Raw genomic sequence first — 21,152 nt, forward strand, 5'->3', positions numbered from 1 at the left:
GACGGCCCCTCGACACATGGCCGGAACCCGTTGGGCCAATTCGGACAGAGGTGTGGTCCCATCACTCCACAGCGGACAAGCCCATGCCCGCCGCCCCGGCCCTAACGTGTCACGAGAGCAATCGCTCGCTCCACGAAACGGAAAGGGCCGGGACGCCATGACGACCACCCACGCCTTCTGGCTCGCCGGCCGCGAGGCCACCGGCGAGGCCACCTTCGACGTCACGAACTCGTACGACGGACGTCTGGTCGGCAAGGTCAGCGTGCCCACCGAGGCCCAGGTCGAGGAGGCCGTCGCCGCCGCGCACGCCGTCGTCGACGAGTTCGCCGCCACCCCGGCGCACGTCCGCGCCGCCGCCCTCGACCACGTGTCGAAGCGGCTCGCCGAGCGCACCGAGGAGATCGCCCAGGTCATCTCCGCCGAGAACGGCAAGCCCATCAAGTGGGCCCGCGGCGAGGTCGGCCGTGCCGTCTCCGTCTTCCGTTTCGCCGCCGAGGAGGCCCGCCGCTGGAACGCGGGCGAGGCCCAGCGCCTGGACACCGAGGCGGGCGGCGCGGGCCGCCTCGCCCTCACCCGCCGGATGCCCAAGGGCGTCGTCCTCGGCATCGCGCCGTTCAACTTCCCGCTGAACCTCAGCGCCCACAAGGTCGCCCCGGCCATCGCCGTCGGCGCCCCGATCATCCTCAAGCCGGCCCCGTCGACCCCGATCTCCTCCCTGATCCTGGGCGAGATCCTGGCCGAGACCGACCTCCCGGCCGGCTCCTGGTCGATCCTGACCGTGCCGAACGACCGGATGCCCGCCCTGGTCCAGGACGAGCGCCTCCCCGTCATCTCCTTCACCGGCTCCGACAAGGTCGGCTACGCCATCCAGCAGGCGGTGCCGCACAAGCACTGCACCCTGGAGCTGGGCGGCAACGCCGCCGCCGTCGTCCTCCCCGACTGGTCCTCCGAGGAGGACCTCGACTGGGCGGCGAGCCGGATCGCGACCTTCTCCAACTACCAGGGCGGCCAGTCCTGCATCTCCGTCCAGCGCGTGATCGTCGACTCCTCCGTCCACGACCGCCTGCTGCCGAAGATCGTCGCCGCCGTCGAGGCCCAGGTCACCGGTGACCCGTCCGACGCCGCCACCGACGTCGGCCCGCTGGTCGACGAGGCCGCCGCCGTGCGCGTCGAGTCCTGGGTGGACGAGGCCGTCGCGGCCGGTGCCAAGCTCCTCACCGGAGGCAAGCGCGAGGGCGCGACCTACGCGCCGACCGTCCTCACCGACCTCCCGGCGGGCGTCACCCTGGCCCGCTCCGAGGTCTTCGGGCCGGTCCTGACCATCGCGAAGGCGGACGGCGAGGCCGATGCCTTCGCCGCGGTCAACGACTCCGACTTCGGCCTCCAGGCCGGTGTCTTCACCCGGGACCTCCAGGCCGCCTTCCGCGCCCACCGCGCCCTGGAGGTCGGCGGCGTGATCATCGGTGACGTGCCCTCGTACCGCGCCGACCAGATGCCGTACGGCGGTGCCAAGCGGTCCGGCGTGGGGCGTGAGGGCGTCAGGTTCGCGATGGACGACTACACCTACGAGCGCGTCCTCGTCCTGACGGGCCTCGCCCTCTAGGGCGTGGGGTGCTCCCGGGAGCACCCCACCGGGGCACACGCCCCACCAGACCAGGCGGTCCGGACCCACTGTGCGGGGGCCCGGACCGCCTCTCTTCGCACCGGGACCCCACGAGCCCAGAGGCCGGGGACCCCACGGCCCCGAGGTCGTACCCCGTAGCGGCCCGGCGCCCCCCCGTACGGCAACCCCTTCCGTTCCGTCATGCGGAACAGCCCACCTTCCGGCGGGTCCACCCGGCAGGATGAGGGGCGTGACCGTCATAGACATCCCCGGCTCCAAGTCCGTCACCGCCCGCGCGCTGTTCCTCGCCGCGGCGGCCGAGGGCACCACCACCCTCCTGCGGCCCCTCGTCTCCGACGACACCGAAGGCTTCGCCGAAGGGCTCACCGCCCTCGGCTACGCCGTCCGTCGCGAGCCCGGCGCCTGGCACATCGAGGGCCGCCCCGCGGGCCCCGGCGCCGACAGCGCCGACGTCTACTGCCGCGACGGCGCCACCACCGCCCGCTTCCTGCCCACCCTCGCCGCCGCGGGCCACGGCACCTACCGCTTCGACGCCTCCGCCCAGATGCGCCGCCGCCCCCTCGGCCCGCTCACCGAGGCCCTGCGCACCCTCGGCGTCGACCTGCGGCACGGCGAGAAGGAGGGCCACCACCCCCTCGCCGTCCACGCCCACGGAGTGAAGGGCGGCGCGCTCACCCTCGACGCCGGACAGTCCTCCCAGTACCTGACGGCCCTCCTCATGCTGGGCCCGCTCACCACCGAGGGCCTCGACATCACCGTCACCGACCTGGTCTCGGAGCCGTACGTCGAGATCACCCTCGCCATGATGCGGAGCTTCGGCGCCGACGTCCGCCAGGAGGGACGCACCTACCGGGTCGCCCCGACCGGCTACCGCGCCCGGACCTACGGCATCGAGCCCGACGCCTCCACGGCCAGCTACTTCTTCGCCGCCGCCGCGCTCCTGCCCGACCGCTCCGTCACCGTCCCCGGGCTCGGCACCGGCGCCCTCCAGGGCGACCTCGCCTTCGTCGACGTCCTGCGCCGGATGGGCGCCGACGTCGAGACCACCGACGCGGGCACCACCGTCCGCTCCACCGGCACCCTGCGCGGACTCACCGTCAACATGCGGGACATCTCCGACACCATGCCCACCCTGGCCGCCCTCGCGCCCTTCGCCGACGGACCGGTCCGCATCGAGGACGTCGCCAACACCCGGGTCAAGGAGTGCGACCGCCTCGACGCCTGCGCCGAGAACCTGCGCCGCCTCGGCATCACCGTGCGCACCGGCCCCGACTGGATCGAGATCCACCCCGGCACGCCCGCCGGACCGGCCGTGATCTCCACCCACGGCGACCACCGGATCGTCATGTCCTTCGCGGTCACCGCCCTGCGCACCCCCGGCATCGGCTACGACGACCCCGGCTGTGTGAAGAAGACGTTCCCCGACTTCCACCGGGCGTTCGACGCGTTCGTCCGCACCCCGTGAAGAGCGCGCGGGCTTTGGGGCAAGAATGGGGGGCATGAGCGACCGCCCCTCTCCTCTCGCCGACCCCCATATCGCCTTCGACGTGTCCGAAGGACGCCGGGACATCGTCGTCCTCGGTTCCACGGGGTCCATCGGCACCCAGGCCATCGACCTGGTCCTGCGCAACCCCGACCGCTTCCGGGTCACCGCCCTGGCCGCGTCCGGCGGCCGGGTCGGCCTCCTCGCCGAGCAGGCGCACCGGCTGAAGGTCGCCGCGGTCGCCGTGGCCCGCGAGGACGCGCTGCCCGAACTGCGCGAGGCGCTGAAGGACCGGTACGGCTCCGAGCCGCTGCCCGAACTGCTCGCGGGCCCCGACGCGGCCACACGGCTGGCCGCCTCCCCGTGCCACACCGTCCTCAACGGCATCACCGGCTCCATCGGTCTCGCGCCGACCCTCGCCGCCCTCGAAGCCGGCCGCACCCTCGCCCTCGCCAACAAGGAATCGCTGATCGTCGGCGGCCCCCTGGTGAAGGCGCTCGCGAAGCCCGGCCAGATCATCCCGGTCGACTCCGAGCACGCGGCCCTCTTCCAGGCGCTGGCGGCGGGCACCCGCGCCGACGTCCGCAAGCTGGTCGTCACCGCCTCCGGCGGCCCCTTCCGGGGACGTACGCGCGCCCAGCTCGCCGACGTCACCCGCGAGGACGCGCTCGCGCACCCGACCTGGGCGATGGGTCCGGTGATCACGGTGAACAGCGCGACCCTGGTCAACAAGGGCCTGGAGGTCATCGAGGCCCATCTGCTCTACGACATCCCGTTCGACCGCATCGAGGTCGTCGTCCACCCCCAGTCGTACGTCCACTCGATGGTCGAGTTCACCGACGGCTCGACCCTCGCCCAGGCCACCCCGCCGGACATGCGCGGCCCGATCGCCATCGGCATCGGCTGGCCCGAGCGGGTCCCGGACGCGGCCCCCGCCTTCGACTGGACCAAGGCCTCCACCTGGGAGTTCTTCCCCCTGGACACCGAGGCCTTCCCGTCGGTGGGCCTCGCCCGGCACGTCGGCACGCTGGGCGGCACCGCCCCCGCCGTCTTCAACGCGGCCAACGAGGAGTGCGTGGCGGCCTTCCTGGCCGGACGGCTGCCGTTCAACGGCATCATGGACACGGTCACGGCGGTCGTGACGGAACACGGAACCCCCCGTACGGGAACCTCCCTCACCGTCCCGGACGTCCTCGAAGCGGAGACCTGGGCCCGTGCTCGGGCCCGAGAGCTCGCAGCGAAGGCAACAGCGGAGGCCCGCGCATGAACGAAACGCTCCTGTACGTCCTGGGCATCGTCCTGTTCGCCTTCGGGCTGCTCGTCTCCATCGCCTGGCACGAACTGGGACACCTCTCCACCGCCAAGCTCTTCGGCATCCGCGTCCCGCAGTACATGGTCGGCTTCGGCCCCACCATCTGGTCCCGGAAGCGCGGCGAGACCGAGTACGGACTCAAGGCCATCCCCGCCGGCGGCTACATCCGCATGATCGGCATGTTCCCGCCGGGCGACGACGGACGGATCGAGGCCCGCTCCACCTCCCCCTGGCGCTCCATGATCGAGGACGCCCGCGAAGCCTCGTACGAGGAACTCCAGCCCGGCGACGAGACCCGCCTCTTCTACACGCGCAAGCCGTGGAAGCGCGTCATCGTCATGTTCGCCGGACCCTTCATGAACCTGGTCCTGGCCGCCGCGCTGTTCTTCGGCTCGATGATGACGCTCGGCACGGAAGGCCAGACCACCAAGGTCGCGGGCGTCCAGAAGTGCGTCATCAAGCAGAGCGAGAAGCGCGAGAAGTGCGCGGCGGGCGACCCCGTCTCCCCCGCGTACCGGGCGGGCCTGAAGGACGGCGACAAGATCGTCGCCTTCAACGGCACCCCGGTCAACGACTGGGACGCCCTCTCCGACCGCATCCGCGACACCATGGGCCCCGCGACGGTCACCGTCGAACGGGCCGGACAGCGGATCGACCTGCACCCCACCCTGGTCTCCAACAAGGTGCCGAAGAAGGACGCCGACGGCAGGATCGTCCAGCCGCTGACCTACATCGACGCCGGATACCTCGGCTTCGCCTCCAAGACCGAGGTCGCCCCCCTCAGCTTCGGCGAGACCAGCGACCGCATGGTCGACCTCATGCAGAACGGCGTCCACTCGGTCATCGCCCTCCCCGGCAAGATCCCCGGCCTGTGGGACGCCACCTTCGGGGGCGGCGAACGCGCCGACGACTCCCCGGTCGGCGTCGTCGGCGCCGCCCGGCTCACCGGCGAACTCATGACCGTCGAAGCCCCGCCCGAGCGGATCCTCGTCTGGTTCATGAACATCCTGGTGATGTTCAACGTCTCGCTGTTCCTGTTCAACATGCTCCCGCTGCTCCCGCTCGACGGCGGCCACATCGCGGGCGCCCTCTGGGAGTCCCTGCGCCGCCGGACGGCCAGGATCTTCAAGCGCCCCGACCCCGGCCCCTTCGACGTGGCGAAGCTGATGCCCGCCGCGTACGTGGTGGCGGGAGTCTTCGTCTGCTTCACCCTGCTCGTGCTCGCCGCCGACCTCGTCAACCCGGTGAAGATCACGTAACCCCCAGGGGGGTCGAACCCGTACGTGTCCGGCCCCCCACGCCCGGGGCGGTAACCTCGAATACCTGAGCCCGCCGACGCACAACCCTGAGGTTGCACAGAAGATGACCGCGATTTCTCTCGGTATCCCGACCGTCCCGACCCGGCTCGCCGAGCGGCGCAAGAGCCGCCAGATCCAGGTCGGCACCGTGGCCGTCGGCGGTGACGCACCCGTCTCGGTGCAGTCGATGACGACCACCCGCACGTCCGACATCGGCGCCACCCTCCAGCAGATCGCCGAGCTGACCGCCTCCGGCTGCCAGATCGTGCGCGTGGCCTGCCCGACCCAGGACGACGCCGACGCCCTCGCGGTCATCGCGCGGAAGTCGCAGATCCCCGTGATCGCCGACATCCACTTCCAGCCCAAGTACGTCTTCGCCGCGATCGACGCGGGCTGCGCCGCCGTCCGCGTCAACCCGGGCAACATCAAGCAGTTCGACGACAAGGTCAAGGAGATCGCCAAGGCGGCCTCCGACGCCCGCACCCCCATCCGCATCGGCGTCAACGCGGGCTCGCTCGACGCCAGGCTGCTGAAGAAGTACGGCAAGGCCACCCCCGAGGCGCTCGTCGAGTCCGCCCTCTGGGAAGCCTCCCTCTTCGAGGAACACGGCTTCCGCGACATCAAGATCTCGGTCAAGCACAACGACCCGGTCATCATGGTCGAGGCCTACCGCCAGCTCGCCGCCCAGTGCGACTACCCGCTGCACCTCGGCGTCACCGAGGCGGGCCCCGCCTTCCAGGGCACCATCAAGTCGGCCGTCGCCTTCGGCGCCCTGCTCTCCCAGGGCATCGGCGACACCATCCGGGTCTCCCTCTCCGCCCCGCCGGCCGAGGAGATCAAGGTCGGCATGCAGATCCTGGAGTCGCTGAACCTGCGCCAGCGCCGTCTGGAGATCGTCTCCTGCCCGTCCTGCGGCCGCGCCCAGGTCGACGTCTACAAGCTCGCCGAGGAGGTCACCGCCGGGCTCGACGGAATGACCGTCCCGCTGCGCGTCGCCGTCATGGGCTGTGTCGTCAACGGCCCCGGCGAAGCCCGCGAGGCCGACCTCGGCGTCGCCTCCGGCAACGGCAAGGGCCAGATCTTCGTCAAGGGCGAGGTCATCAAGACCGTCCCCGAGTCGAAGATCGTCGAGACCCTCATTGAGGAGGCGCTGAAGATCGCCGAGCAGATGGAGAAGGACGGCGTCGCCAGCGGCGAACCCACCATCGCCGTCGCGGGCTGACAGCCCCTTTTTCACGGCTTGCTTCGCCTCAGGGGCGCTTCAGCCGGTGGATCCACCCCGACCGTGCTCACCTCCCTCGTTCCTCGGGAGGCTCCGCGCGCTCGGGGTCGATCCACCGGCGCGCCCCTTCGGCTCAGCCGCCGGTAGGGATCGGTGAGGTCCCGACCTGCGGACGGCCACCGGGCGGGTCGGTGAAGCTCGCCCCCGGCCAGCCATCGCCATCGGGCGGGTCGGTGAGACCCGCCCCGGACGGCCACCGGGCGGTTCCGTGAGGTCCCCGCCCTCGGATCGCCCCGGCCGGTCCGGTGAGGCCCGCTCCCGGTATCGGCCCTCGCACGACCGGTCGAGCCCGGTCACCGGACACGCCCCGCGTGACCCGGCCGAGCCCCGTCCTGCGGATCGCCCGGCGGTCACGCCGTCACCGCCCCGTCGCCCCTCCCGGCGGCGGGGCTCCGTACTGCCACCGGCGGGCCCGGAGCCCGCCGGGTAGAGTGCGCAGACCAGCAGAACCGTACGGTGAGGGCCCCTCGTGTTGACACAACCCGCCACCCGGGTCCTCGAACCCGCCGATCTCGGCGCCGCACTCGCCGTCCTGGAGAGCGCCCCCGTCGAGAACGCCTTCGTGACCGCCCGTGTCCAGATCGCCGGGCTCGACCCCTGGCGTCTCGGCGGCGAGATGTGGGGCTGGTACCAGGAGGGCAGGCTCCGCTCGCTCTGCTACTCGGGCGCCAACCTGGTGCCCCTCTGCGCCACCCCCGAGGCCGTCCGCGCCTTCGCCGACCGGGCCCGCAGGACCGGCCGCCGCTGCTCCTCCATCGTCGGCCCCGCCGAGCCGACCGCCGAACTCTGGCGGCTCCTGGAACCCAGCTGGGGACCCGCCAGGGACGTCCGCGCCCGCCAGCCGCTGATGGTCGCCGAGGAACCCTCCACCACCGTCGCCGCCGACCCGCTGGTCCGCCGCGTCCGCAAGGACGAGATGGACGTGATCATGCCCGCCTGCGTGGCCATGTTCACCGAGGAGGTCGGCGTCTCCCCGCTCGCCAACGACGGCGGACTGCTCTACCAGGCCAGGGTCGCCGAACTCGTCGGCTCCGGCCGGTCGTTCGCCCGCGTCGAGAACGGCAAGGTCGTCTTCAAGGCCGAGATCGGCGCCGCGACGGACCGCGCCTGCCAGATCCAGGGCGTCTGGGTCGCCCCCGAACACCGGGGCAAGGGCCTGTCCGAGACCGGCATGGCCGCCGTCCTCCAGTACGCCCTGGCCGACATCGCCCCCGTCGTCAGCCTCTACGTCAACGACTACAACACCCCCGCGCGGGCCGCGTACCGCAGGGTCGGCTTCCGCGAGACCGGCGCCTTCATGAGCGTGCTGTTCTGAGACCCGGCCCGCTTGTAGGGTGCGCCGCATGGATGACGCAGACGCCGTGGTCGGACCGGTCAATCTCGCCGCCCGGGTGGACGAGGCCCTCGCCGTGCAGGCGCTCGCCTTCGGCCTGGGCCGCGACGAGGTCGCCGTCCGCCGCCACATCGTCCTGCGCCACCTGCTGTGCGCGGGCGCCCGCGCCTACGGCGCCACCACGCCCGACGGGACGCTCGTCGGCTTCGTCTACGGAATGCCCAACGACCGCTCCCACTGGTGGTCCACCGTCGTCGAGTCGTACCTGCGGATCACCGGAGCCAACGACTGGCTCGACGACTCCTTCGTCATCACCGAGCTGCACGTCCACCCCGCCCACCAGGGGAAGGGCCTCGGCCGGAAACTGATCACCACCATCACCGACGGAGTCGCCGAGCCCCGCTCGATCCTCTCCGCGATCGACACCGAGAGCCCCGCCCGGGGCCTCTACCGCTCCCTCGGCTACCAGGACCTCGCCCGCCAGGTGCACTTCCCGAGCGCCGCCCGCCCCTACGCCGTGATGGGCGCGCCGCTGCCGCTGCCGCGCCGGAACTGATTTCTCCGAGCAGGGGCGGCCCGGCTAACCTCCTAGCCATCACCTCCCCCCTTCCCGGCCCCGTCCGGACAGGGGGACCATCCGCCCGGCAGGAGTACGAGAACCATGGCCAACGCACCGGTCCAGCGCATGTCCCAGTTGATGGCGAAGACGCTGCGCGACGACCCGGCCGACGCCGAGGTCCTCAGCCACAAGCTCCTCGTGCGCGCCGGATACGTGCGCCGCACCGCCGCCGGCATCTGGAGCTGGCTGCCCCTCGGCAAGAAGGTCCTCTCCAACGTCGAGCGGATCGTCCGCGAGGAGATGGACGCCATCGGCGCGCAGGAGGTCTCCCTGCCCGCGCTGCTGCCCCGCGAGCCCTACGAGGCCACCGGCCGCTGGGAGGAGTACGGCGCCGAGCTGTTCCGCCTCCAGGACCGCAAGGGCGGCGACTACCTCCTCGGCCCGACCCACGAGGAGATCTTCACCCTCCTGGTCAAGGACCAGTGCTCGTCCTACAAGGACCTGCCCGTGATCCTCTACCAGATCCAGACCAAGTTCCGCGACGAGGCCCGGCCGCGCGCGGGCATCCTGCGCGGCCGCGAGTTCCTGATGAAGGACTCGTACTCCTTCGACACCGAGGACGAGGGCCTGGCCCACTCCTACGGGCTGCACCGCCAGGCCTACCAGCGGGTCTTCGAGCGCCTCGGCCTCGACTACCGCATCGTCGCCGCCACCGCTGGTGCCATGGGCGGCTCCAAGTCCGAGGAGTTCCTCGCCCCGGCCGAGGCGGGCGAGGACACCTTCGCCGACTGCCCGAACTGCGACTTCGCCGCCAACACCGAGGCGATCTCCTACGAGCTCGTGCCCGTCGACGGCTCCGCGGTCCCGGCCGCCGAGGAGATCCCCACCCCCGACACCCCGACCATCGAGACCCTCGCGGCCTCGCTCGGCGTGCCCGCCTCCGCGACCCTGAAGAACCTCCTGGTCAAGGTCGACGGCGAGATCGTCGCCGTGGGCGTCCCCGGCGACCGCGAGGTGGACCTGGGCAAGGTCGAGGAGCACTTCGCCCCGGCGACCGTCGAGATGGTCACCGAGACCGACTTCGCGGACCGCGCGGACCTCGTCCGCGGCTACGTCGGCCCGCAGGGCCTGGAGAAGGTCCGGTACGTCGCCGACCCGCGCGTCGCGCCCGGTACGGCGTGGATCACCGGCGCCAACAAGGAGCACACCCACGCGAAGAACGTCGTCGCGGGCCGTGACTTCGAGGTCGACGCGTACGTGGACGTCGTCGTCGTACGGGACGGCGACCCGTGCCCCCAGTGCGGAACCGGCCTCACGCTGGACCGCGCCATCGAGATCGGCCACATCTTCCAGCTCGGCCGCAAGTACGCCGACGCCCTCAAGCTCGACGTCCTCGGCCAGCAGGGCAAGCCGGTCCGCGTGACCATGGGCTCGTACGGCATCGGGGTCTCGCGCGCGGTCGCCGCCCTCGCCGAGCAGACCGCCGACGACAAGGGCCTGTGCTGGCCCGCCGAGGTCGCCCCGGCCGATGTGCACGTCGTCGCCGCGGGCAAGGCCCTCCAGACCGAGCTGGCCCTGGAGGTCTCCGAGAAGCTGTCCGCCGCCGGGCTGCGCGTCCTGGTCGACGACCGCGCGGGCGTCTCCCCGGGCGTCAAGTTCACCGACGCGGAGCTGATGGGCGTCCCGAAGATCCTGGTGGCCGGACGCCGCTCGGGCGAGGGCGTCGTGGAGCTGAAGGACCGCCGCACGGGCGAGCGCGAGGAGCTGACCGTCGACGAGGCGCTCGCCCGCCTCACCGCCTGAGCCGTCTCCCGGCCCCGACGGGCCGGGGAGACGGCGTGGCCCGACCGGGGGCCCGAGGCATCTCCTCGTCCGCCCGTCGGTCCGGCGGATCCTTTCCCCGACCGGCGGCGGCCCCGGGTACGGCCCCGCCCCCTCGGCCCGGAAACGCGAGGCACCGCCCCGCCCGGGGCGGTGCCTCCGCCGTGTCCGCCGTGCCCGCCCGCTCCACCGGACGGGCACGGCGGACGTCGTCGCCCGTCCGGGCCGTACGCCGTCAGGCCGTGTCCTCCCGGGGCGCCGGTTCCACCGGGGGACCGGTCAGGTCCTCCACCGCCTCCCGCGCGTCCACCGGACCCGTCGACGCGGGGGCGCCCGGCGGCACGGGAGGAATCGGGGGCACGGGCGCGGGCCGGGACACGGGCGCGGGTGCCGGCCCGGCCGGATCGGTCCCGCCGCCCGGGGTCGCCCGCTCCAGGAAGCGGAGCAGTTCCACCGGGATCGGCAGGACCAGCGTCGAGTTCTTCTCCGCCGACACCGCCATCACCGTCTGCAGCAGCCGCAGCTGGAGCGCCGCGGGCTGCTCGGACATCACCCCCGCCGCCTCCGCCAGCTTCCTCGACGCCTGGAGCTCCGCGTCCGCGTTGATCACCCGCGCGCGCCGCTCCCGGTCCGCCTCCGCCTGGCGGGCCATCGACCGCTTCATCGTCTCCGGCAGGGACACGTCCTTGATCTCGACCCGGTCGATCTGCACGCCCCAGCCGATCGCGGGGGAGTCCAGCATCAGTTCGAGGCCCTGGTTGAGCTTCTCGCGGTTCGACAGCAGGTCGTCGAGGTCGCTCTTGCCGATGATCGACCGCAGGGACGTCTGGGCCATCTGGGAGACCGCGAACCGGTAGTCCTCGACCCGGACGATCGCCTCCGCCGGGTCGACGACCCGGAAGTAGACCACCGCGTCGACCCGGACCGTGACGTTGTCCCGGGTGATGCCCTCCTGCGCGGGCACCGGCATCGTGACGATCTGCATGTTGACCTTGCGCAGCCGGTCCACGGCCGGGACGACCATGGTGAAGCCCGGCCCCCTGATGCCCTCGCGCAGCCGCCCGAAGCGGAAGACGACCCCGCGCTCGTACTGCTTCACGACCCGCGCGGCGGCGCCCGCGTACACGGCGACCACGGCTCCCGCGCCCGCCACGGCGAACAGCAGTTCTTCGATCATCACGGCTCCTCGGATCGAGCCGAACCGTTCACATCCAAACCGTACAAAAAGGGTATTCCCCTAAAGCCAGCCCGCGAACTCCAGGAGCAGCTCGGCATCCTGCCGACGGCCCGCCGTCAGCGCCCGTGTCCCCGACTCGACCGCGCGGAACAGGGTCCAGCCGCGCAGCCGCTCCCGGTCCACGTCCAGGGAGTCCGCCAGCCTGTTGACCCGCCGCCGGGCCGCCGAGGCACCGGAGGAGGCGGCCACCAGGTCCTCCACCCGGTCCCTGACCAGCCGGGCCAGGTCGTAGGCGCGCTCGCCGACCAGCGGCTCGGGCCCGACCACCAGCCAGGGCGCCCGGTCCCCGCCGAGCACCTTGCCCTGCCGGAAGTTCCCGTGCAGCAGCATCGTCTCGGCCGCGCCCGCGAGCAGCTCCTCGCGCGCGTCGAGCGCCGCCGAGGCCAGCCCGCCCGCCGTCGCGTCGGCACGGTGGTGCTCCATCGCCGAGGACTGCCGGGCGGTCCGCTCGGCCACCGACTCGAAGCCGTGCCCCGCCGGGGGCTCGACCCACAGCTTCCGTACGGTCCCGGCCGCCTCCAGGAGCGCCTTCGCCTCCGGGAGGGACCGCAGGGACACCTCGGGGTGCAGCCGTTCGAGGAGGAGCGCGTCCTGCGGGGCGCCGTCGAGCAGCCGGACCGCGCCCCAGCCGTTCCAGTGCGCCAGCGCGTCCCGCTCCCGGTCCGGCCGGGCGAACGGCGGCGCGACCTTCAGTGCGGCGGGCGAGCCGTCGGGCCGCCGGACGAGCACGACCAGGCTGCTCCGGCCCCCGGGCGCCACCACCCGCTCGGCGGCCAGGGAGGCGCGGCCGACCAGGTGACCGGTGAGCTCGGGCAGCTTCCCCAGCCACTCGGCCGCGAGGGTGTCCCCGTACGTCTCACCGAGCGTCCTGGCCAGGCGCTGCGGCGGTTCGAAAGCCATGCGTACGTCGATCCTTCGGTCGGGGAGCAGACTCACACCCGCTCGGCGAGCCCAGGAAAGGTTACGTCCCCGCCGCGCCAGCGCACGGCCCGTACCGCCGCCTCGGCGAGTGCCGCGGCGGCCTCCCGCCGGTCCGCGCCCGTGGTGGCCCTGACCAGGTCGGAGTACACCCCGGCCACCCGGTCCTCCAGGACGGCGGCGAGCCGGACGGCCCCGGCCGGGCCGGTCACCGGGAACGGCAGCGCGTACGCGGCCTCCGCCGCGACCGGGGCGCCGCCGAGGTCGCGCACGGCCCGGCGCAGCGCGTCCCGGCGCGCCCGGTGGGCCTCGTGGGCGGCGGTGGCCTCGGCGCGGCGGTCCGGGGCGACCCGGGCGCCGACCACTCCGTACCCGTACACGGCCGCGTGCTCGGCGGCCAGCGCCGCCCGGGTGGCGTCGAGGGCGCTCACGCGCGGGCTCCTTCGGTCAGCAGGAAGGCGTGGGCGGCTCCCGCGGCGGCCACGGAGGCCAGCAGCCGGGCGTACTCGGGCGGCGCGGCGAGCAGGGCGGCGGTGTGCGCGGCGGCGGCGGTGCGGGCGGCCCGCGCGAGATCGGTGAGCGCGGTCCCGGGGTCGGCGGCCACGGGCACGGCGGGGGGCCGGGGGCGCTCGGACGGCCCCCGGGTCCCGGTGGCGGTGGGGGAGGGGCCGGTCGTCGTGCCGCCGTCGGCGGGGGCCGTCACCGGGGCGGTCGTCGTACCGCCCTCGGCGAGGGCCGCGGTGTGCGCCGCCGCCGAGCGGCGCAGCGGGGTCAGCCGGGCGGCGAGCGCCGGATGGGCGGCGAGGGTCGTGTCGTAACGTTCCAGCAGGGTCCGGGAGACGGCCACGGAGCGCTCCCGGAGGGCGGTCTCGGCGCGGGCCGCCCGCGCCGCCTCCGCCTCTGCGGCACTCGGCGCCCGGTCCGCCGTATTCCCGGAGACGCAGCCCGTCAGGGCCGTCGCGGCGGCGGAGAGCCCCGCCACCAGGAGTGCGCGCCTGTCCGTCGTCGTCACGCTCTCTCCCTCGGCCGTGGCGGGTCGTCGAAGATCTTCGGGATCACCGCAGGCGAGCGTACCCGTGGCCCCGGGGCGGGTGGACGGCAACACCCTCCGGGACCGGATACCCTTTGGTCAGACACGCGACGAACCCCACAACAGCACACGCGGCCGAGGAGTCACCCGGATGAGCACCACCCAGAGCGACAGGCTGCGCGGACTCGTGGAGCCGCTCGTCCACGCGAAGGACCTGGATCTGGAAGAGATCGAGGTGTCCCGGGCGGGTCGGCGCGGACTGGTGAGGATCGTCGTCGACTCGGAAGAGGGCGTGGAGCTGGACGCCTGTGCCGAGCTGAGCCGCGCGATCTCCGAGAAGCTCGACGAGACCGACGTGATGGGCGAGGGCGAGTACGTCCTCGAAGTCAGCTCCCCCGGCGCCGACCGCCCCCTGACCGAGCACCGCCACTACGTGCGGGCCACCGGCAGGCTGGTGAAGCTCCAGCTCGCCGAGGACGGCGAACTGGTCGCGCGGATCCTCGCGGTGGACGAGGACGGTCTCGACCTCGAGGTGCCGGGCGTGAAGGGGCGCAAGCCCACCGCCCGCCGGGTCGGGTTCGCCGAGGTCGCCAGGGCGCGTGTCGAGATCGAGTTCAACCGCAAGGACAAGAAGGAAGAGGAGGCGTAGCCGTGGACATCGACGTGAAGCTGCTCAAGGGCTTGGCGCAGGAGAAGGAGATCTCCTTCGAACTGCTGGTCGAGGCGATCGAGTCGGCCCTCCTCATCGCCTATCACCGCACCCCCGACGCCCGCCGCCACGCGCGCGCGGAGCTGGACCGGGTGACCGGTCACGTGACGGTGTGGGCGAAGGAAGACCCCTCCGAGCTGGAGGAGGGCCAGGAGCCCAAGGACTTCGACGACACCCCGTCCGACTTCGGACGCATCGCCGCGAGCACCGCCCGCCAGGTGATCCAGCAGCGGCTGCGGGACGCCGAGAACGACGTGACGTTCGGCGAGTACGCGCGCCGCGAGGGCGATGTCGTCGCCGGTGTGGTGCAGCAGGGCAAGGACCCGAAGAACGTCCTCGTCCGGCTGGACGACAAGCTGGAGGCCATCCTCCCGGTGCAGGAGCAGGTGCCGGGCGAGGAGTACACCCACGGTCTGCGGCTGCGCACCTACGTCGTCCGGGTGGCGAAGGGCGTGCGCGGCCCGTCCGTGACGCTCTCGCGGACGCACCCCAACCTGGTGAAGAAGCTGTTCGCCCTGGAGGTGCCGGAGATCGCGGACGGTTCGGTCGAGATCTCGGCCATCGCCCGTGAGGCCGGTCACCGCACCAAGATGGCGGTCCGTTCCACCCGTTCGGGTCTGAACCCCAAGGGCGCCTGCATCGGCCCGATGGGCAGCCGGGTCCGCAACGTGATGGCGGAGCTGCTCGGCGAGAAGATCGACATCGTCGACTGGTCGGACGACCCGGCCGAGATGGTGGCGAACGCGCTCTCCCCGGCGCGGGTCTCCAAGGTCGAGATCGTCGACATGGCGGCCCGTTCCGCCCGGGTCACCGTGCCGGACTACCAGCTGTCGCTGGCCATCGGCAAGGAGGGGCAGAACGCCCGCCTGGCCGCGCGCCTGACCGGCTGGCGGATCGACATCCGACCGGACACGGAACCGAACGGTCCGCAGGACTGAGACCGTTTTCAGGCCAACAAGTGTTCGAATCTTGCCCCAAACAGGTGAGGTCGGTACGGGGAGGTAGACTTAATCGTGTCTGGCCGGACGCAGACCCGCGCGTGCCCTGAGCGAACCTGCGTGGGATGCCGGGAGCGAGCGGCCAAGAGCGAGCTGCTGCGCATCGTGATGGCAAAGGACGAGTGCGTTCCCGATCATCGCGGTACGCTGCCCGGCCGGGGTGCGTATCTGCACCCCGCCGTGGCCTGTCTCGATCTGGCGGTTCGCCGCCGAGCGTTCCCCAGAGCCTTCAGGTTCCAGGGCCCGCTCGACACCGCGGCACTCCGCCACCACGTCGAGCGGTCGGCACAGCAGTGAAGAAGTACGGCACTGGGGACACCCCGTGCGTTCAGGTACCTCGCGAGTTGGAAGTAGGTCGAGATTGCGATGAGCACCACTCGATGAGTACGCGATGAGTACGCCCATGAAGTAGCGACGGTCCGGCGTTCAACCCGGACCTCAAAGGAGCGAAGTGGCTAAGGTCCGGGTATACGAACTCGCCAAGGAGTTCGGTGTGGAGAGCAAGGTCGTCATGGCCAAGCTCCAGGAACTCGGTGAGTTCGTCCGTTCGGCGTCCTCGACGATCGAGGCGCCGGTCGTGCGCAAGTTGACTGACGCTTTGCAGGGTCCCGGCGGCAACGCCGGCAAGACCGCTGCCAAGCCCGGCGCGCCCCGCAAGGCGACGCCCACCCCCGCCGCGCCGAAGCCGGCGTCGGCCACCCCCGCGCCGTCCCCGGCGCAGGCGGCACGCCCCGCGGCCCCGAAGCCTGGCGCGCCCACCCCGGCGCCCAAGCCCGCGGCGGCGGAGAAGCCCGCGGCGCAGGCTCCGGCCTCGCGTCCGACCCCGGGTCCGAAGCCCCCGGCCGCGCCGAAGCCGGCGCCCGCCTCCCCGGCTCCGACGACTCCGGAGTTCACCGCGCCTCCGGCGGCCCCGGCCGCCCAGCGCCCCGCCGGTGCGACCCCGGGCCCCCGCCCGGCCGCCGCCCGTCCGGGCCAGGCGTCCCGCCCGCAGGGCGGCCAGGGCGCGCCGCGTCCCGGCGGCCAGCAGGCCCCCCGTCCGGGCGGCAACCGTCCGGCCGGTCCCCGTCCGGGCAACAACCCGTTCACCTCGGGCGGCTCCACCGGCATGGCGCGTCCGCAGACGCCCCGTCCCGGTGGCGGCGCCCCGCGTCCCGGCGGCCCCGGTGCCGCGCCGGGCGCCCCGCGCCCGCAGGGCGGCCCCGGCGGCGCCCCGCGTCCGCAGGGTCAGGGCGGTCAGCGTCCCACCCCCGGTGGGATGCCCCGTCCGCAGGCTCCCCGTCCGGGCGGCGCGCCCGGCGGTAACCGTCCGAACCCGGGCATGATGCCGCAGCGTCCCGCTGCCGGCCCGCGTCCCGGTCCCGGCGGTCGCGGTCCCGGTGGTCCCGGCGGTCGTCCGGCCGGTGCCGGCGGCGGTGCCGGTGGCGGTCGTCCCGGCTTCGCCGGTCGTCCGGCCGGTCCCGGCGGTGGCGGCGGCGGCTTCGCCGGTCGTCCCGGTGGTCCCGGTGGTGGCGGCGGCGGTCGTCCGGGTGGTCCCGGCGGCGGTGGCGGCGGCTTCGGCGGTCGTCCCGGCGGCTTCGGCGGTCGTCCCGGTGGCCCGGGTGCCCGTGGTGGCACGCAGGGTGCCTTCGGCCGCCCCGGCGGTCCCGCGCGTCGCGGTCGCAAGTCGAAGCGTCAGAGGCGCCAGGAGTACGAGGCCATGCAGGCCCCGTCCGTGGGCGGCGTGATGCTTCCCCGCGGTGGCGGCGAGGTCATCCGCCTGTCGCGCGGTGCTTCCCTCACCGACTTCGCCGAGAAGATCGGCGCCAACCCGGCGTCGCTCGTCGCGGTGATGATGAACCTCGGCGAGATGGTCACGGCGACGCAGTCGGTCTCCGACGACACGCTGCAGATGCTCGGCGACGAGATGAACTACACCGTTCAGATCGTCAGCCCCGAGGAGGAGGACCGCGAGCTGCTCGAGTCCTTCGACATCGAGTTCGGCGAGGACGAGGGCGGCGAAGAGGCGCTGGTCTCCCGTCCGCCGGTCGTCACCGTCATGGGTCACGTCGACCACGGAAAGACCCGACTGCTCGACGCGATCCGCAAGACGAACGTCGTCGCGGGCGAGGCCGGTGGCATCACCCAGCACATCGGTGCCTACCAGGTGGGTACCGAGGTCAACGGCGAAGAGCGTCGCATCACCTTCATCGACACCCCGGGTCACGAGGCGTTCACCGCCATGCGTGCCCGTGGTGCGAAGTCGACCGACATCGCGATCCTCGTGGTCGCGGCCAACGACGGCGTCATGCCGCAGACGATCGAGGCGCTCAACCACGCCAAGGCCGCCGGCGTCCCGATCGTCGTCGCGGTCAACAAGATCGACGTCGAGGGCGCGGACCCGACCAAGGTCCGCGGTCAGCTGACCGAGTTCGGTCTGGTGGCCGAGGAGTACGGCGGCGACACCATGTTCGTCGACATCTCCGCCAAGCAGGGTCTGCACATCGACTCCCTGCTGGAGGCCGTCGTCCTCACCGCCGACGCCTCGCTCGACCTGCGGGCCAACCCGAACCAGGACGCGCAGGGCATCGCGATCGAGTCCCACCTCGACCGTGGTCGTGGTGCGGTCTCGACCGTCCTGGTCCAGCGCGGAACGCTGCGCATCGGCGACACCGTGGTGGTCGGCGACGCGTACGGCCGTGTCCGGGCGATGCTCGACGACAAGGGCAACAACGTCGAGGAGGCGACCCCGTCGACTCCCGTCCTGGTGCTCGGTCTCACCAACGTGCCGGGTGCCGGCGACAACCTCCTGGTCGTCGACGAGGACCGTACGGCGCGTCAGATCGCCGAGAAGCGCGCGGCGCGTGAGCGCAACGCGGCCTTCGCCAAGCGCGTCCGCCGGGTGTCCCTCGAGGACCTCGACAAGGTGCTCAAGGCCGGTCTCGTCCAGGAACTCAACCTCATCATCAAGGGCGACGCGTCCGGTGCGGTCGAGGCCCTGGAAGCCTCGCTGCTCCAGCTCGACGTCGGCGAAGAGGTCGACATCCGTGTCCTGCACCGCGGTGTGGGTGCGGTCACCGAGTCGGACATCGACCTGGCCATGGGCTCCGACGCCATCGTCATCGGCTACAACGTCCGTGCGGCCGGCCGTGCCGCGCAGATGGCGGAGCGCGAGGGCGTCGACGTCCGGTACTACTCGGTCATCTACCAGGCGATCGAGGAGATCGAGGCGGCCCTGAAGGGTCTCCTCAAGCCCGAGTACGAAGAGGTCGAGCTCGGTACGGCGGAGATCCGCGAGGTCTTCCGCTCGTCCAAGCTGGGCAACATCGCCGGTGTCCTCATCCGCTCCGGCGAGGTCAAGCGCAACACCAAGGCGCGCCTCGTCCGCGACGGCAAGGTCATCGCCGAGGACCTCACGATCCACGGTCTGCGCCGCTTCAAGGACGACGTCACCGAGATCCGCGAAGGCTTCGAGGGCGGTATCAACCTCGGAAACTTCAACGACATCAAGATCGACGACGTCATCGCGACGTACGAGATGCGCGAGAAGCCGCGCGCCTGACGCGTCCGCTCGCAGCACTGAGCCGGGGCCGGTCGGCGGAAAGTATTCCGTCGATCGGCCCCGGCCGTTGCGTGTACGGTTTCGGATGTCCCCGCCGGTTCGTCGGCGGGGCACCGAACCCGAACCGGCGGGACATCCGGACACACATGTACGTGGGGACCCTGTCCTTCGATCTGCTCCTCGGCGACATACGTTCGTTGAAGGAGAAACGCTCCGTCGTCCGGCCGATCGTCGCCGAGCTGCACCGGAAGTTCGCGGTGAGCGTGGCGGAGACCGGCGACCAGGACCTCCACCGGCGGGCCGAGATCGGCGTCGCGATGGTGTCCGGGGACCCGGGACACCTCAGCGATGTGCTGGACCGGTGCGAGCGGCTCGTCGCCGCCCGCCCCGAGGTGGAGCTGCTGTCGGTGCGCCGCAGGCTCCACACTGATGAAGACTGATCTGAGCAAGGCGAAGAAGGAGAAGGACCAGTGGCCGACAACGCGCGGGCGAAGAAGCTGGCGGACCTCATCCGGGAGGTGGTCGCCGAGAAGCTGCAGCGCGGCGTCAAGGACCCCCGACTGGGTACGCACGTGACCATCACGGACACCCGGGTCACCGGTGATCTGCGGGAGGCCACGGTCTTCTACACGGTCTACGGCGACGACGAGGAGCGGGCGAGCGCCGCCGCCGGACTGGAGAGCGCCAAGGGCGTCCTCCGTTCGGCCGTGGGCCGCGCCGCGGGGACCAAGTTCACCCCGACGCTGACCTTCGTGGCGGACGCCCTTCCGGAGAACGCCAAGACGATCGAGAACCTCCTCGACAGGGCGCGGGCCTCGGACGCCCAGGTGCGGGAGGCGTCCTCGGGCGCCGCCTTCGCGGGCGAGGCCGACCCCTACAAGAAGCCGGGCGAGGACGAAGCCGCCGAATGAGCAACGCAGCAGCCACGCCCGACGGCCTCGTCATCGTCGACAAGCCGTCGGGCTTCACCTCGCACGACGTCGTGGCCAAGATGCGGGGGATCGCGAAGACCCGCCGCGTCGGCCACGCGGGCACGCTCGACCCGATGGCGACCGGAGTCCTCGTCCTCGGCGTGGAGCGGGCCACCAAGCTGCTCGGTCACCTCGCGCTGACCGAGAAGGAGTACCTGGGCACCGTCCGGCTGGGCCAGAGCACGGTCACCGACGACGCCGAGGGCGAGATCACCGCCTCCGTGGACGCCTCCGGGGTGACCCGCGAGGGCATCGACGCGGGTGTTGCCGAGCTGACCGGCGCCATCATGCAGGTCCCGTCGAAGGTCTCCGCGATCAAGATCGACGGCAAGCGCTCGTACGCGCGGGTGCGCGGCGGCGAGGAGTTCGAGATCCCGGCCCGCCCGGTCACCGTCTCGTCCTTCCAGGTGTACGACGTGCGCGAGGCGACCGCGGAGGACGGCACCCCCGTCCTCGACCTGGTCGTCTCCGTCGTCTGCTCCTCCGGTACGTACATCCGGGCGCTCGCCCGGGACCTCGGCGCGGGCCTCGGCGTGGGCGGTCATCTGACCGCGCTGCGGCGCACCCGGGTCGGCCCGTACAAGCTGGACTCCGCCAGGACGCTGGATCAGCTCCAGGAGGAGCTGACGGTCATGCCGGTCGCCGACGCCGCCTCGGCGGCGTTCCCCCGGTGGGACGTCGACGAGAAGCGGGCCGGACTGCTGCTCAACGGGGTCCGGCTCGACATGCCGGAGTACCCGGCGGGTCCCGTCGCGGTCTACGGGCCGGCGGGAAACCTGCTGGCGCTCGTCGAGGCCCAGCGGGGCAAGGCCAAGAGCCTCGCCGTCTTCGGCTGAGACCGGGCCCGGTCCGGCCGGACCGGGGTCCTTGATGTTCACGGTGGGGGGGGGGCCCCCGCCGGGCCCCCCCCCCCCGCCCCCCCCCGGTGGCCCCCCCCCCCCGAGTAGTTGCGGAACCCGCCCGCGTATCACCCCCCCCCGCACGCGGCCGGGGGTGAGGGGGGGGGGGGGGGGGGGCGGCGGCGGGGGGGGGGGGGGGG

Annotated in this window: 19 protein-coding genes; 15 read left to right on the plus strand and 4 right to left on the minus strand. The window is 72.5% G+C overall.

Annotation, left to right across the window (positions count from 1 at the left end):
- The first annotated feature begins 157 nt into the window (after positions 1-157).
- The 8 genes from ACIRQY_RS24585 to ACIRQY_RS24620 all read left to right on the plus strand — a co-directional run bounded on the left by ACIRQY_RS24585 (position 158) and on the right by ACIRQY_RS24620 (position 10,694).
- Positions 158-1,603 carry an aldehyde dehydrogenase family protein gene (locus ACIRQY_RS24585; protein ID WP_403929232.1) on the plus strand — a complete coding sequence of 482 codons (1,446 nt, stop codon included), beginning with the start codon at positions 158-160 and terminating at the stop codon, positions 1,601-1,603.
- Positions 1,604-1,853: 250 nt separating this feature from the next.
- Complete coding sequence (aroA, locus tag ACIRQY_RS24590) at positions 1,854-3,089, plus strand: 3-phosphoshikimate 1-carboxyvinyltransferase (RefSeq protein ID WP_403929234.1); 1,236 nt, start codon at positions 1,854-1,856, stop codon at positions 3,087-3,089.
- A gap of 34 nt (positions 3,090-3,123) precedes the next feature.
- On the plus strand, positions 3,124-4,374 hold the full coding sequence (gene dxr, locus ACIRQY_RS24595; protein WP_403929237.1) for a 1-deoxy-D-xylulose-5-phosphate reductoisomerase: 1,251 nt from the start codon (positions 3,124-3,126) through the stop codon (positions 4,372-4,374).
- On the plus strand, positions 4,371-5,678 hold the full coding sequence (locus tag ACIRQY_RS24600) for a M50 family metallopeptidase (RefSeq protein WP_403929239.1): 1,308 nt from the start codon (positions 4,371-4,373) through the stop codon (positions 5,676-5,678). Before dxr ends, ACIRQY_RS24600 begins: the two co-directional genes overlap by 4 nt.
- Before the next feature lie 103 nt (positions 5,679-5,781).
- Complete coding sequence (gene ispG / locus ACIRQY_RS24605; protein WP_351787056.1) at positions 5,782-6,939, plus strand: flavodoxin-dependent (E)-4-hydroxy-3-methylbut-2-enyl-diphosphate synthase; 1,158 nt, start codon at positions 5,782-5,784, stop codon at positions 6,937-6,939.
- A gap of 529 nt (positions 6,940-7,468) precedes the next feature.
- Positions 7,469-8,314, plus strand: a complete 846-nt coding sequence (locus ACIRQY_RS24610) for a GNAT family N-acetyltransferase (protein WP_403929242.1) — start codon at positions 7,469-7,471, stop codon at positions 8,312-8,314.
- 28 nt (positions 8,315-8,342) lie between these two features.
- Positions 8,343-8,888 (plus strand): GNAT family N-acetyltransferase, encoded by a 546-nt coding sequence (locus ACIRQY_RS24615; RefSeq protein WP_351787050.1) that lies wholly within the window; start codon positions 8,343-8,345, stop codon positions 8,886-8,888.
- 105 nt (positions 8,889-8,993) lie between these two features.
- Positions 8,994-10,694: a proline--tRNA ligase gene (locus tag ACIRQY_RS24620; RefSeq protein WP_403929245.1), complete on the plus strand. Its 1,701-nt coding sequence runs from the start codon at positions 8,994-8,996 to the stop codon at positions 10,692-10,694.
- A 253-nt stretch (positions 10,695-10,947) separates the two neighbouring features.
- Here the strand turns inward: ACIRQY_RS24620 and ACIRQY_RS24625 are convergent, their stop codons facing one another.
- Genes ACIRQY_RS24625 through ACIRQY_RS24640 form a run of 4 tightly spaced genes read right to left on the minus strand, consistent with a single transcriptional unit; the run spans position 10,948 to position 13,879 of the window.
- Positions 10,948-11,889, minus strand: a complete 942-nt coding sequence (locus ACIRQY_RS24625; protein WP_403929248.1) for a slipin family protein — start codon at positions 11,887-11,889, stop codon at positions 10,948-10,950.
- A gap of 60 nt (positions 11,890-11,949) precedes the next feature.
- Positions 11,950-12,849: an aminoglycoside phosphotransferase family protein gene (locus tag ACIRQY_RS24630; protein WP_351787041.1), complete on the minus strand. Its 900-nt coding sequence runs from the start codon at positions 12,847-12,849 to the stop codon at positions 11,950-11,952.
- Positions 12,850-12,881: 32 nt separating this feature from the next.
- Complete coding sequence (locus tag ACIRQY_RS24635; RefSeq protein ID WP_403929252.1) at positions 12,882-13,298, minus strand: DUF4439 domain-containing protein; 417 nt, start codon at positions 13,296-13,298, stop codon at positions 12,882-12,884.
- Entirely contained in the window at positions 13,295-13,879 is a 585-nt protein-coding gene (locus tag ACIRQY_RS24640) for a hypothetical protein (protein ID WP_403929255.1), read from the minus strand. The genes ACIRQY_RS24635 and ACIRQY_RS24640 overlap by 4 nt, the downstream gene beginning before the upstream one ends.
- Positions 13,880-14,048: 169 nt before the next feature.
- On the opposite strand from ACIRQY_RS24640, the gene rimP reads away from it, so the two are divergent.
- The 7 genes from rimP (at position 14,049) to truB (ending at position 20,949) form a co-directional block, all read left to right on the plus strand.
- The gene (gene rimP, locus ACIRQY_RS24645) at positions 14,049-14,546 is read left to right on the plus strand and encodes a ribosome maturation factor RimP (RefSeq protein WP_403929258.1); all 498 of its coding nucleotides are present in this window, start codon (positions 14,049-14,051) and stop codon (positions 14,544-14,546) included.
- A 2-nt stretch (positions 14,547-14,548) separates the two neighbouring features.
- On the plus strand, positions 14,549-15,544 hold the full coding sequence (gene nusA / locus ACIRQY_RS24650) for a transcription termination factor NusA (RefSeq protein WP_351787030.1): 996 nt from the start codon (positions 14,549-14,551) through the stop codon (positions 15,542-15,544).
- 75 nt (positions 15,545-15,619) lie between these two features.
- Entirely contained in the window at positions 15,620-15,901 is a 282-nt protein-coding gene (locus ACIRQY_RS24655; RefSeq protein WP_351787027.1) for a YlxR family protein, read from the plus strand.
- Positions 15,902-16,055: 154 nt separating this feature from the next.
- Positions 16,056-19,142 carry a translation initiation factor IF-2 gene (gene infB, locus ACIRQY_RS24660; protein WP_403929261.1) on the plus strand — a complete coding sequence of 1,029 codons (3,087 nt, stop codon included), beginning with the start codon at positions 16,056-16,058 and terminating at the stop codon, positions 19,140-19,142.
- A gap of 146 nt (positions 19,143-19,288) precedes the next feature.
- Positions 19,289-19,582, plus strand: coding sequence for a DUF503 domain-containing protein (locus tag ACIRQY_RS24665; protein WP_351787021.1), 294 nt, complete (start codon positions 19,289-19,291; stop codon positions 19,580-19,582).
- Between the two features lie 30 nt (positions 19,583-19,612).
- A complete protein-coding gene (rbfA, locus tag ACIRQY_RS24670; protein WP_351787018.1) occupies positions 19,613-20,053 on the plus strand; it encodes a 30S ribosome-binding factor RbfA in 441 nt (146 codons plus the stop codon).
- Positions 20,050-20,949 carry a tRNA pseudouridine(55) synthase TruB gene (gene truB, locus ACIRQY_RS24675; protein WP_351787015.1) on the plus strand — a complete coding sequence of 300 codons (900 nt, stop codon included), beginning with the start codon at positions 20,050-20,052 and terminating at the stop codon, positions 20,947-20,949. The genes rbfA and truB overlap by 4 nt, the downstream gene beginning before the upstream one ends.
- Positions 20,950-21,152 lie beyond the last annotated feature (203 nt).

The sequence above is a fragment of the Streptomyces sp. NPDC101490 genome (genome assembly GCF_044767145.1).
Lineage (GTDB): Bacteria > Actinomycetota > Actinomycetes > Streptomycetales > Streptomycetaceae > Streptomyces.